This is a genomic window from Rhizobium sp. Leaf311 (genome assembly GCF_001423445.1).
In the GTDB taxonomy this organism is placed as follows: domain Bacteria; phylum Pseudomonadota; class Alphaproteobacteria; order Rhizobiales; family Rhizobiaceae; genus Agrobacterium.
Genome location: NZ_LMNZ01000024.1, coordinates 204,908 through 217,537 on the forward strand (window position 1 = coordinate 204,908; position 12,630 = coordinate 217,537).

Annotated in this window: 11 protein-coding genes and 1 pseudogene; 7 read left to right on the forward strand and 5 right to left on the reverse strand. The window is 54.7% G+C overall.

All coding sequences use genetic code 11. The features are described from left to right. Positions 1-81 precede the first annotated feature (81 nt). The 3 genes from ASF69_RS22345 to ASF69_RS22965 all read left to right on the forward strand — a co-directional run bounded on the left by ASF69_RS22345 (position 82) and on the right by ASF69_RS22965 (position 2,745). Positions 82-993, forward strand: a complete 912-nt coding sequence (locus ASF69_RS22345; protein ID WP_062590756.1) for a 2-dehydro-3-deoxygalactonokinase — start codon at positions 82-84, stop codon at positions 991-993. 66 nt (positions 994-1,059) lie between these two features. Continuing rightward, positions 1,060-1,686 carry a GDSL-type esterase/lipase family protein gene (locus ASF69_RS22350; RefSeq protein WP_062451851.1) on the forward strand — a complete coding sequence of 209 codons (627 nt, stop codon included), beginning with the start codon at positions 1,060-1,062 and terminating at the stop codon, positions 1,684-1,686. A gap of 304 nt (positions 1,687-1,990) precedes the next feature. Continuing rightward, a protein-coding gene (locus ASF69_RS22965; protein ID WP_156462157.1) for an IS5 family transposase occupies positions 1,991-2,745 on the forward strand; the annotation gives its coding sequence in 2 pieces (ribosomal slippage) (positions 1,991-2,324 and positions 2,324-2,745; 756 coding nt in all). Between the two features lie 106 nt (positions 2,746-2,851). On the opposite strand, the gene ASF69_RS22365 is transcribed toward ASF69_RS22965, so the two are convergent. Then, on the reverse strand, positions 2,852-3,685 hold the full coding sequence (locus ASF69_RS22365; RefSeq protein WP_062590760.1) for a universal stress protein: 834 nt from the start codon (positions 3,683-3,685) through the stop codon (positions 2,852-2,854). Positions 3,686-3,914: 229 nt separating this feature from the next. On the opposite strand from ASF69_RS22365, the gene ASF69_RS22370 reads away from it, so the two are divergent. Both ASF69_RS22370 and ASF69_RS22375 read left to right on the forward strand, forming a co-directional pair. Further along, positions 3,915-4,238: a TraR/DksA family transcriptional regulator gene (locus ASF69_RS22370; RefSeq protein WP_062590762.1), complete on the forward strand. Its 324-nt coding sequence runs from the start codon at positions 3,915-3,917 to the stop codon at positions 4,236-4,238. Positions 4,239-4,250: 12 nt separating this feature from the next. Beyond that, positions 4,251-6,107, forward strand: coding sequence for a heavy metal translocating P-type ATPase (locus ASF69_RS22375; protein WP_082469837.1), 1,857 nt, complete (start codon positions 4,251-4,253; stop codon positions 6,105-6,107). Here ASF69_RS22375 and ASF69_RS22380 read toward each other — a convergent pair. Then, positions 6,104-6,925: a universal stress protein gene (locus ASF69_RS22380; protein WP_062590875.1), complete on the reverse strand. Its 822-nt coding sequence runs from the start codon at positions 6,923-6,925 to the stop codon at positions 6,104-6,106. The two genes, ASF69_RS22375 and ASF69_RS22380, sit on opposite strands and share 4 nt — an antisense overlap. Before the next feature lie 123 nt (positions 6,926-7,048). Between ASF69_RS22380 and ASF69_RS22385 the strand changes: the two genes are divergently transcribed. Next, positions 7,049-7,507: a pyridoxamine 5'-phosphate oxidase family protein gene (locus tag ASF69_RS22385; RefSeq protein ID WP_062590763.1), complete on the forward strand. Its 459-nt coding sequence runs from the start codon at positions 7,049-7,051 to the stop codon at positions 7,505-7,507. Positions 7,508-8,119: 612 nt separating this feature from the next. Continuing rightward, positions 8,120-8,359 (forward strand): annotated as a pseudogene (locus ASF69_RS23710) (redoxin domain-containing protein); the annotation flags it as partial. Between the two features lie 456 nt (positions 8,360-8,815). Here ASF69_RS23710 and ASF69_RS22390 read toward each other — a convergent pair. The 3 genes from ASF69_RS22390 to ASF69_RS22400 are packed head-to-tail and all read right to left on the reverse strand — an operon-like array spanning position 8,816 to position 12,623. Next, a complete protein-coding gene (locus tag ASF69_RS22390) occupies positions 8,816-10,840 on the reverse strand; it encodes an SUMF1/EgtB/PvdO family nonheme iron enzyme (RefSeq protein ID WP_062590765.1) in 2,025 nt (674 codons plus the stop codon). After that, positions 10,837-11,220, reverse strand: a complete 384-nt coding sequence (locus tag ASF69_RS22395) for a glyoxalase/bleomycin resistance/extradiol dioxygenase family protein (protein WP_062590767.1) — start codon at positions 11,218-11,220, stop codon at positions 10,837-10,839. The genes ASF69_RS22390 and ASF69_RS22395 overlap by 4 nt, the downstream gene beginning before the upstream one ends. A gap of 17 nt (positions 11,221-11,237) precedes the next feature. Further along, entirely contained in the window at positions 11,238-12,623 is a 1,386-nt protein-coding gene (locus tag ASF69_RS22400; RefSeq protein ID WP_062590769.1) for an ABC transporter substrate-binding protein, read from the reverse strand. Positions 12,624-12,630 lie beyond the last annotated feature (7 nt).

Sequence of the window (12,630 nt, forward strand, 5' to 3'; positions counted from 1 at the left end):
ACCTTGAATTCACTAATTGACACTATCTAGTCTTCCGACTTATGACAAGCCCACAAATGAAATGAATGAGGAGGTCAAGACATGGCAGCACTGCCGACATCGATCATCGTTGACTGGGGTACGACATCACTACGAGCGACGCTGGCTGGTGAAGGCGGCGAAGAGCTCGATCATCTTGAAACTGCCGACGGCATTACAAGCCTTGATAAGGGTAAGCATGAGGCGGCGCTGATGGCTGCGCTTGCACCCTGGTTCTCACTTCACGGGGCCTTGCCCGTTGCCGCACTCGGTATGATCACCAGCCGCAATGGCTGGGTAGAGGTCGCTTATGTTCCGTGCCCGGCAGGCCCTGCAGAACTTGCCGCCGGCACGGTGCGAGGCTTGCTGCCGAACGGGTCCGATCTCGTTTTCCTGCCCGGTTTGAACGACCCCGCGCGCCAGCCCTTCCCGGACGTGATGCGCGGTGAGGAAACCCAGATCGTTGGCCACGGCCTTGGCGGAGACGCCACCCTTATCGTCCCCGGCACCCACAGCAAGTGGGCGCGCATTAAGGGGGGACGAATCGATGGCTTTCAGACATTCGTGACTGGTGAAATTTTCAACCTTCTCATCAATCACTCCTTCATTGCGCGAGGTTCCGCGCAGCCGCCGGTCGATGATCCGGAAGCCTATCGCTGGGGTTTGAGAGAGGCAAAGCAATCTGCCGCCATGCTGTCGCTGCTGTTTTCATCGCGAACCGGCGGCCTTGTCGGCCACCTATCGTCGAAGCAGCTGCGTTCCTATGTGCGGGGACTGGTCATCGGGCAGGAGTTTCGGCAAGCCCGAGAAGCCGGATGGTATGCTGAAGGAGAAGACGCAGCTATCGTCGGTAATGACGGGCTCAACGATCTCTACGTGGTTGCCGCAGATATATTCGGTCTCAAGACATCCGTGGCTGTGGATGACACCCTGACGAAAGGGGCGCTGGCTATCCTTAAGCAAACACTATCTTAACCTCGATTTTCCGCCGAGCCCCAGATTGCGTCATTCGTCTTTCAAGCTAGATGTTTCAGGACTGCCATGCACGACTTCCCAGCTAATATCGGCACCAGTCGACACGAAAACGATATCATTGCCATTCTTGCCCGCCTTCAGCGCATCGGTCTTCCAGACAACCCGATCGCCTTGTATGGATCCTCCTCATTTCGGATCTGGAGCTCAGTCGCCGAGGATCTTGGCTCGCTGGATATCGTCAATCTCGGATTTGGCGGCGGCACGTACCTTTCTGCCAGCCACTACCTGCACCAAGTCCTTGTTCCACTGAAGCCAGCCAAAGTGCTGCTTTATTTCGGTGAGAACGATATTGCTAGCGATGGCCTCAAGGCTGAAACAACCCTTCGGCACCTGCAGGATTTGCGTGATCGCATCTCTCAAGCGTTACCACGCGCGGATGTGGTTGTTCTGGCGATCAAGCAAAGTCCAGCGCGCTGGATTTACCGCCATGAATTCGATCTCTTTAACCAAGAGGCGCGCGACTGGTGTAACAGTTGCGAACACACGACGTGGTTTGACCCGAACGTCGGCCTCATCGGGGAAAACGGACTGCCCATGTTCCGTTATTATTTGCCAGATCTGGTTCATCTAAATGGAGCAGGATATGCGGTTTGGTCGGAAGCGCTCAGAACAACCTCGGGTCTGCTGAACTGAGGCAAGCGGCAAACCTCTTGTAGCTCTTGAAAGGGATCGAACCGGCGATCACTAATTCTACACGCACGCTCCGCCATCTCTGATAGTTGTTTTAAAATCAAAAGCCTGAGCCGTTACCACCCTCGGCGAAGCCCGTCCGCGGCTAACACCAAGCGGATGCGTATAGTATAAGGTCCGTTCGTCGATGGTCGTAAACTCGATCCTATCCGCTTTTCTGCAAAAATTTTGTTAGGCTCAGGACCTATTAAATAGCTTGCGCAGGCGTCCCCTTGTTGATTCATTGTGATCGAAAAGAGACGCTGTTATGAGTGATTTGATGCTTCTGTCAGAGGCGCAGATGCGCCGCATTGAGCCGTATTTTCCATTGTCGCACGGCGTGCCACGCGTTGATGATCGGTTGATTTTGAGCGGCATCATTTTCGTTTTGCGCAATGGGCTGAGATGGCGCGATGTGCCAAGAGAGTATGGTCCGCACAAGACGATCTATAACCGCTTCATCCGCTGGAGCAGGCTCGGCGTATTCAATCGGATTTTGGCTGAACTGACTGCCAGACGCGGCAAGCCGGAGCAGTTGATGATCGATGCTACACATTTGAAAGCCCATCGCACCGCAGCCAGTCTGCTAAAAAAGCGGATGTTCCCCGACGTATCGGACGAACCAAGGGCGGCCTGAACTCCAAGCTGCATGCTGTCTGCGATGGTCACGGTCGGCCGATGATCCTGCTTTTGAGCGAGGGGCAGATGAGCGATTACAAAGGTGCCGCACGGATGATCGAAGCCTTTCCAAAGGCCAAGACCTTACTGGCGGACAAGGGTTACGACGCCGATTGGTTTCGAGAGGCTCTGGCGCAGCGCAAGATTACCGCCTGCATTCCTTCAAGAGCAAGCCGCAAGGTCGTTATCCCGCATGATCCCACGCTCTACAAAAAGCGCCACAAGATTGAAAACATGTTCGGCAGGCTCAAAGACTGGCGGCGAATTCACACCAGATACGATCGCTGCGCCCACACTTTTTTCTCAAGCATATGCATCGCAGCCACCCTCATCTTCTGGCTTTGATTTAACGAGTCCTGAGCCTAGAGATTATGAAGTTTGTAATTCTTTTCTGAGAATTGGCCCTAACCCCGAGCGCGAATTTGAAGATGCTGGCTCGCATCTGCGATGTTTAATGCGCGAGCAAAAGAGGAAATGGACACGCGTCAATCATATTGCGCGTCGCTCCGCCCAATATGCTTTGCTGCCATCGAGGATGATTATATGCTCCCATTACGATCAGATCTGCATCAATATCTGTGGCGTGTTGGATCAGAACCTCATCCACCCTTCCGGCGCCGCTTGGTAGTCTGTCGACCTGAACCTTCACACCGTGCCGCGTCAGGAATGTTGCCACATCAGCTCCGGGCTCTTCGCCATTGTAATCCTCTTGAGCGACAGGATCCACCATCGTGACAAACACGTTCTCCGCCGCCTTGATAAGGCTAAGCGCTTCTCGAGCAGCGCGCGCAGCCTCATTGCTTGAATCCCAAGCAAGTACAATTTTCTTCGGAGCAGGCGAAAAGGCACGATTGAGCCGGTTAATGACCAATGGACTGGACGTACCGAACAGGACGCCGTCGAGCACCTGCCTCCTGACCTCTTGATCGCGCATAGCATTTCGACCCAACAGGACCACGTCGGCGTAAAGCGCACGCCGTCCGATTTCTCTTCTAGCTAGGCCTACTTCGGTATGCACTCCAGAAACATCGAACGAAATATCCGAATCGAGGATATGTTTTTTTATGTCCTCGACAGTTCGTCCGAGGTCTTCGACTTCCTGTTGCCGATCTTCAAGCCAGACGGAAGACAATGCATTGTAGTCTCCCATTATGGGGAAGGAGTTCATGCAGACGGGTACAAGACTGAGATGGGCGTCGGCCTTCCTACAGAATTCCAAGGCGACAGCCAGATCTTTGTCGTAGCCCTTAACCGGGAGAATGCACAGCACTGTTCGGATTGCCATCTTTCTAATCTCCGTTGGGTGTCCCGATAATGGATCGAAAGGTTGCTTTCGTCATTGATCTCTATCAAAGCTCGTGAGCGCCTTCGCCGCTTTCAAAGGTCGTTAATTGCGCTAGATCAATGCTAATGAATTTGATTTCTCTAATTTTGACGTCGCAACTTTACTTGGGGCTTCCTGCGGAGAACAAATTCTTCCAGGCGATGACCCATCTTTTCGACGGGGAAAAAGCATGGAACTCAATGCTGCAAAGCTCGAACTACAGGCCCTGAAAGAAATTGTCAGTCGGCGTTTGAAAGCGATCGATACCGACCTCTCTCAGCCATTAGACGCTGATGCGGAGGACCGTGCGCTTCAAGTGGAGAATGACGAGGTTCTTAAATGCATGACCATAGAAGGTCGCAAAGAATTGCAAGCAATAAAAGCAGCGCTCGATAGGGTGGCCAACGGTACCTATGGCCAGTGTGTTCAGTGCGGGGGTTCGATACAGAAGCAACGACTTTTAGCTATTCCATACACGTCTTACTGCATCTCATGCTCCACGTTAAATTCATAATGCGGAGAAGACATGTCAGAAAATACAACATTTGTGATAGGTGCAGAGGAGACGGACGTCGATACCGAAGAGCTTCCAACCGCCTTCTCCTACGGCAAAATTGTGCTGCTGATATCAACTATTGGGTTAGGATGTTCTCTCATCCTGAAGGCCGCTGAGTATGAAACGATCTCTCGCGTCCTGCTTCTCTGCACGACCTGCATTTTGCTCGCCTTTCTCTTGATCGAGATAGTTCGGAAGATCAGCCATGGAGAATATGGGCTAGATCTCGTAGCTGCGTTAGCGATGGGATCGTCGATCGTGTTCGGTGAATACCTTGCAGGGACGATCGTCGGGATCATGTACGCAGGCGGACAGTTCCTGGAGGACTTCGCTTATGGGCGGGCGGAAAAAGGTATGTCGGCCTTATTGCAGCGAGTGCCTCGCAAAGCGCTCCGTTTTAGAGTGGACGGATTGGAGTCCGTACCCATAGAACAGGTTGCGGTCGGTGATAGTGTTCTTGTCAGAAAGGGTGACGTGGTCCCGGCGGATGGCAGATTGGTGAGCGAGTTCGCGGTCATCGACAAGTCCGTTATGACAGGCGAGCCACTCCCTCAGCGAGTGTTGAGAGGCGCTTTCATTCCTAGCGGTGCGAGTAATTCGGGTGAGGCAATTGAACTCAAAGTGCTTAATATCGCATCTGACAGCACTTACTCGGGCATCGTGAGACTTGTCGAGGCCTCCAGAAAATCCAAGGCGAGACTGATGCGCTTTGCGGATCGTTTTGCCGTTTGGTTTCTAGTTCTGACACTTTGCGTTGGTGGTTTTGCTGTCTTCCTCTCTGGCGACATCTCTCGTATTGTCGCAGTTCTCGTTGTTGCCACGCCTTGTCCTCTTATCCTGGCCGTACCCGTGGCGTTCGCTGCGGGCTCATCCAAAGCAGCTAATCTGGGCGTTTTGGTGAAGGGAGCTGGACCTCTCGAGGCACTATCAGAAATTTCTATCGTTGTGATGGACAAGACAGGTACGCTGACGTCAGGGCGGCCGGTAGTATTCAAGATTTACGGTTTGCAGTCAGCCGATCGCATCCTCCAGCTAGCTGCATCTCTCGACCAGGCGTCCAGCCACGTCGTTGGAAGGGCGCTTGTTGACGAGGCCCGAAGTCGGGGAATTGTCCTCTTTCGACCTGAAGACGTCGTTGAGGATGCCGGCGCCGGGATTTCTGGTGGAGTTGATGGCCTTCAGGTTCAAATTGGAGGCTTAAACGATCAGCTCGAGAGCGCTCAGAGACAGAAACCTCAGGAGAATGAACTTACCGTTCAGGTCATGGTAAATGGAAATTGGCTTGGAGACATATTCCTGAAAGATCAGCTCCGGCCGGATGCTGCAGAATTTGTCCAACACCTCCGAAGCATTGGAATCAATCGATTGGTGCTTGCATCCGGAGACGCTGCTCCAGCTTCGCAATTTGTCGGTGATGCGCTCTCGCTGACCGAGGTTCGACCACGGCTTACTCCAGCGGAGAAGGTTCAGACAGTCGTCGCGGAATCCGCCGCGGGCAACGTCCTTATGATTGGCGACGGCGTCAACGACGCGCCTGCTCTTGCAGTTGCGAGCGTCGGCCTAGCCGTTGGTAATCATAATCTTGCGGCTGCCGCCCAGGCGGCCGATGCCGTGCTACTCAAGAACGACTTGAGATTGATTCCGCAAAGCATCGAGATTGCAAGGAGCACCAAGACAATTGCCTTGCAGAGCGTTTATGCGGGCCTAGGCCTATCAATTGTTGCCATGGGCTTTGCTGCTTCTGGCTATCTCCCTCCTGTGACGGGCGCCATTCTTCAAGAGGTCATCGACGTCGCAGTCGTCCTCAATGCTCTGCGTGCGCTTTAGTGAGCCATCAACACGGGCATTCCAGTCATAGTCAGAAGTTCTCGAGTGACCCCTCCGAGCACAAATTCCCGCAGGCGTGAATGACCGAAGCCACCTGCGATGAGCAGGTCTGCACGGTGTTCCAAAGAAACAGTTTGAAGCGCAACGGCCGCCGTTTCGTGTCCGGCTTGCACCGTAATCACTTCCACCTCGAGCCCGGCCCAACGAAGCGAACTCGCGAAAAGCTCGCGGTCTGCAAGATTGATTTCCTTGTCGTCGGTGATGGATATCACGAACACCTTTGTCGCGGCAGCGAGAAGGCTGCCGGAACAGGCTACGGATCGAGCCATTGAAGAACTCCCGTCCCAACCAATAGCAACGGTCTCCACTGGTCTGCTAACTTTACTGGAGGGAAAGAGCACTAAAGGACGGCCGCTATCGAAAAGTAGTGCCTCAGAAAGTTGTCTCGTGATGCTGTTTGCCTCGATCAATGAAAGGTCGAAGCATCTGGCCATCGCTGCTACTGGCTCCAACAAAAAAGGCTGCCGGGCATCGAATTCGTGAATTCGAACGGCAAGGCTGCGTTCCGAAGCATGACGAAAGACGTGCTTTTTCAAGAGGCTCCCTTGATCGTGGCTGTAGTTCTCAGCCTCATTCCGCCATGCGTCGAAGTCTATCGCAGTTGGAAACGGTTGGTTGATCGCGGGTATCCTCACTCGAAGAAGTCCAACGAACAGTTCGGCACCATTCTGATGAGCGAAATCGATCGCGTTGTCGATGATGTTGTAAGAACTCGGATCCGGATAGGTCGACAATGGAAGATGGTATTGCGATTTCATGGCAGTCTCCTTCAGGTTTTCCGAGATCATGGGCTAAAGTCAGCTTCCTCACATTGTTCCTGATCAATGCGCACGACTACGATACGTCTATAATCATGTCATTCAACACGTGGAGTGAAAGCGATGACCATCAAACTTACAGACATAAGCCCTGTAGAGTGCTACCGCATGTTGGCACGTGCTCGCTACGGTCACCTGTCATGTTGCCGCAACGGCCAACCCTATATCGCGTCTGTCTACTTCGCATTCGAGGGAAGCATCGCGTACAGCTTTACGATGCCTGGCAAGAAGCTCGACTGGATGAGAGAAAATAACAGGGTTTGTCTGCATGCCGAGGAGAAGTTTGCCGAGGGCGAATGGACGAGCGTTGTGATCGACGGCAGCTTTGAGGAATTCCCCTATAGTGAATCTCCTGACAGCCAGCGGTTCCACGCATGGTCGCTTCTTCAGAAGCACTCTGACTGGTGGGAAATCGGCGCGAGTAAGCCCTATAAGCTGCCCCTTGTGCGACAATCACCTCATGTCTTCTATGGCGTTCATGTCGAGACAGTCTCAGGCCGTAGGGCGGTGCGCTTGGACTAACGGAGAGATGACCTGGGCGATCTGCATATCGATGGCCGCCGATGCAGTCGGCTACTTCGCGACGGCGATACTGTGGAATTTGGGGACTCGAAGTTGTCGGTCATGTACGCGCCGGACACACCGCAGCATCGATCGTACTGGTGGGGAGCTAGCATTCGTCAATGACACCTTAATCATGCCCGACGTTGGCACCGCCAGAGCAGACTTTCCGGGTGCCAGTGCCCGCGAGCTGTGGCAGACCTTTAGGTCACTTCTCACCTTGCCAGATCATACCCATCCGTTTGTCGGCCACGACTATCCGTCCGAAGTCCAGAGTCCATGCGGCCAGACGAACATTCGAGCTTAAAGCACCAATGTGCACCTAGGTGGTCGAGGAAAAAAAGGGTTCATAGGGCGGCGGAAGGATCGAGATGCTTCACTTCCTCTTCCTAACCTGATGCTGATCGCCCTGCAAATCAACATCAATGGCGGCCGCCTGCCGGTCCAGGACTCACGGGGGCGGAGATTTCTAAATATCCCCATGACAGATGCAATTAGGATGGGCTGAGTTGAAACGGAGCAATAGATCCGCGCAGTTATCGATCCCCGGCCACCAAGCGGAAGGACTATTAAATGTTACAAATTGGTCAAACGGCACCCAATTTTCTTCAGGAAAGTACCGAGGTGCCCATCGAATTTCACAAATGGATTGAGGGATCATGGGCAACCCTGTTCAGTCATCCTCGCAACTTCACACCGGTTTGCACTACCGAACTAGGAGAAGTTGCCCGGCTTCATCTCGAATGGAGCAAGCGAGGAGTCAAGGTCATCGGCCCCTCGGTGCATGAACTTGATCTCCATGACAATTGGGCCTCCCCCAGGCGCTGGATTTCGGACCCGGCACCCATATTCCAGACTTTGGCATCATCGACCGATATGAAACCCGGACGCTCATCGATGCATCGACAGAATTCTTCCGGTGGAGACCCCTGCCCTTCAGGTCGCCGAACACACTGGTTGGCTCTTGGTCATGGTCAAAGAGATGGATCAAAATGAATGGGTTCATGCCAGGTTCCTAAAACAACATTAGGCAAATCCATGCAAAGATCGGCTCGTATCGCTAAGCATTTCCATGTGGCGCAAAACGCTTCTGATGACAGAGACAGCGTGATGATCGCTGATCCTAGGGGACAAGATATTTCGGCTGTGATGTTAGTAGTGGGCCGTCTGATGTGCTTTGACCATAGTATCTCTCAAACGCGCGTGGATTATCCCTTGCTGGCCATTTTGTGGCTGAATCGCCAGATGCACTTTGAAATTGAAACAACGCTACCGCGAGACCACGATCCGAAATCCATTGCCGCGCCAGAAGCCATCGGGTTCGAGGCTTCCCCGGTATGTGCAGCAGGCTTTGAGTTTACCGCTTGAAAAACAGCCCCCACGTAGAACGCGCCGGATCGACGGTGCGGTATCAACCGCTTCACGCCCATCGTTCGAGTAGGGATATTTGAAGTCGGGCGTCGCCATATCGTCGCCCCATAGCGTCGTGCACCATTCCCAGACCTGACCGACCATGTCGTAGCAGCCGTAGGGAGAACGTCCCTTTGGAAACAAGCCAACCGTGCAGGTAGTATTGAACCCTGTTTCCTCGGAATTCGCCGCCTGGTCAATCCACGCATGTCCCCAAGGGTAGCTGAGGACATCCGGCTGTATATCCGGCTGGTCGCCACGCGCAGCGCGCTCCCATTCCGGTTCCGTCGGCAGTCGCACGAATTCGTCTGCCGAAATACGCCCTTGTGCACGCCAGCGATTTGTCAACCAGTCACAATAGGCTCGTGCGTCGTGCCATGTCAGGTCGGTCGCTGGAGCATTGCGTCGGTCATCCGAAAACCCGTCCGGGCTGCGCCACAGCCGGTTCGTGTCGCGCACGAACGCACCATAGGCCCCGTTTGTCACCGGATAAAGGCCGATACGAAAGGCGTCGACTGCAACTGGATGAGGCGGTTCTGAATTGGGATGGCTGAGAGAGCCGAAGGTGAATTCCCCACCTGCAACATCTGCCAATGCATCGAGTTCGCGCGGATCACCCCAGAGCGATAGCTTGCGGCCCGCGATCTCGCGCTCCAGTGCAGACAGCGCTCCGTCGCTCACAATCGTCAGCAAATGCGCAGCAATGCGATCACGCAACGGCCCTGCGTCCGTTACCATGTCTGCCGCGAGCAGCGCACCTCGCAGAACCGCGTCACCCTCGCCCTCGATCAGCGCTGTAATCAAGGCGCTGGCTGCATCCGTGCCGGAAAGGCGCGCAGCAAGGCTTGTCATAACCGGTGCCCAAAGGCTCGGTTTCTTGCGAAAGTGCGAAACGGCCAGATCAGCGGACTTGGAGGCCAGATGTATCGCCGCCAGTAATTGCCTCACGCGGGTGATGGGCATGATAGTAGGGTCATCGACCTCGGCTGTCAGCGCATCGAACGCCAGACCGCAAAAGAGTTCGCTCGTCTGGGCATCACCGGAAATCTTTGCAAGCCAGCTGTCGGTGATGACCTCGGCGCTTTCACCCACATCGCCGCCATGCATGGCCATGACGAACTGCGCGGGATTGGCAGCGGCAGCGCCAAGAGCAATTCCTGTCGCGCCGAGATCGAGGCCAGCCAGTCGCGCAGCCACTTCACTGCGTTGGCTTTTCAGAAGCGGTAACAGATCATAGCGCACATAGCCCGCGGGAAGCACCCAGCTCTTGACGACAGAGACTTCGCCGAGTGCCAGAATCTTCACAGCCGGATGGCGGCTCTGGAACGCCTGCGCATCGGCAAGCAGTTGGCGCCCTGCGTCGCCAGCCACCTCTACGCCATCCACTATCAGTAAAAGCCCACGGTCCGCATGGCGCAAAACATCTAGGGAAGATGCAAGCAACGCATCGAAAGTTTTTGAGGGCTCAGCGGTAAGGTAGAGTGGCACGACGCCTTCCAGCGTCCAGTGTACATCATGCATTGCGCCGAGATCGTTGCGCGGAATGGCGCGCGGCGTAAAGCCACCTTGTGCGAGTGAGAACGCCAGATGCTTCGCAAACGTGGTCTTGCCGCTTCCGGTCTCTCCGGTCAGCACGACGGCCGGATGATCGCGCACCATTTCGAGCGCCGAGAAATAGACGGCGGGTTCCGGCTCTGCCTGATCGGTCAGCTTGCGCAGCCCCTTGGCCGCCTTGTCCTCGAATGTGAAGTTGACGAGTAGCGGAATATAACCCGTCGCCAGATCAACGATCGAGGCATCCGGCAGGGCAAAAAGCTGCGCGGCACCGAACTCGAGTGCCTGCGACATCAGGTTGTCCGCCGCGTCTATATCGTCAATATTCATTGAAAAAGCTTCGCCACATCTGGGTTATGAAATCTCTGGATCTCGATGGCATAGCCGGCAGGATCTTCAAAGAAGAAATGCTCGCAGAACGTCCCGCGCAGCATCTCCGACTGACCGGCAACGCCTGCTTCCTTCAACCGCTTGTGCCAGCCTTCCACATCTTGAGAGACGATGGTCAGCAGCACGGCGCTTTTTTCCTGGTGTTTCAGATGACCGCGATTGCCATCGACAATGCCGAAATAGCAGTTTTCAGCAATGCGGTAGATGCGCGCCATGTTCTGATCGAGCACCAGTTCGAAGCCCAGAACCTCTTCATAGAATGGCACGACCGCGTGGATATCGTCGTAATAGAAGAAGGTTATCGAATAGTCTTTTTTCATTCTGTATATCCTCACGTTCAGGCGATTGTCAGCGTACCCTTGTGATCGATCGAAAGCCCGGGAACTTCCTTGCGCGCCGCGAAAACATCGACTGGATGCACAAGGTAAAGCCAGGGCGGGTTAGCGTTGAGATAGGTCAGGCAGGCGGCATAGGCGCGCTCACGCGCTTCCGGCTCCACTGCCGAATTGGCCGCCGCGATCAACCGTTCGGCTTCAGGATCGTCAAAACCCTGCCACCACACGGCTTTCGTGGCGCTTGATATCTTGTCATTGAGAATGCGGTAGGTGCTGTGCGGTGAGGAATCGAAGATCGCCAGATCACCCATCTCCTTGCGGCCAATCTGGCGGGCATATTCCGGCCGGTCGGTTTCGATCTCGATCTCAACCTCGAAGCAGACTGCCTCAAGTGCCTCGGCGACGAGCCGGCTGATCTCCAGCGCACGCTCCGGCATGAAAGTGGGTGTCCGCAGCGTAATCCTGCGGTCTCCATCGACCTCGGCCAGCAAGGCACGTGCGCGGTCGGGATCGTAAGCGATGGGTAACAGTCCGGCCGTTTTCATACCGAGATGAAAGGGACTGACGATGCTGGAAGATGGCACTGCAAGATCGCCGAATATCTCGTGGCATATGGCCGCGGTATTCACTGCGTGATTGGCGGCACGCCGCGCCTGCGGCGATCGGAAAATGCCCTCGCTGCAATTGAGGTAATACATGACCGACAGCGTATTGACGGCTTTGCCCCATTGAAAGGCATTATCGAACTCTAGCTTGCCCTCGACACGCTCAAGATTGAGCGCGGCATCGACATCGCCTGATTTCAGCATCGCATAACGTTTGTCGGCGGAAGGCTCGCAAAGCGCGATGATGCGTTGCAATTCTGCACTGCCGGAGACACGCGCCAGCTCCGCGCGGAGTTTGGGTTCGAAATTCAGAACGCGGAACGGCCCTGTTCCCAGAACGGGAGTACCATCAGGCGCGAAGCGGCAGATGTAAAACTCCGAGAAGATATCGAGAATATCGGCGATGGGATGCGGGTTGCGCACCACAATTGCTCCCTCACCATCCGCCACAATCCTGGTATCCGCAAGATAACGGGCATAGGACCATTTCCTTCCGAACGTATCCACGGCCTCCAGAATACCATCGATGAAGTCGAGGATATCAGAAGCGACACAGGGCTTGCCGTCATGGAAAACAGCGCCTTTGCGAATGACGAAGCGCCATTCCCGTCCATCCGGGCTGTGCGTCCAGTGCGAAAACAGAGCGGGCAGAACCTGGCCATCATTCCATTTCAGCAGCGGTTCGAAAACCAGATTTTTCAGCGTCAGAACGCTAGTGTCATCCGTCACCCGCGTTGGCGGCAGGAAATCGACTTTTTCGAGGGCTATGGTCAAAGTGGACATGGATGGC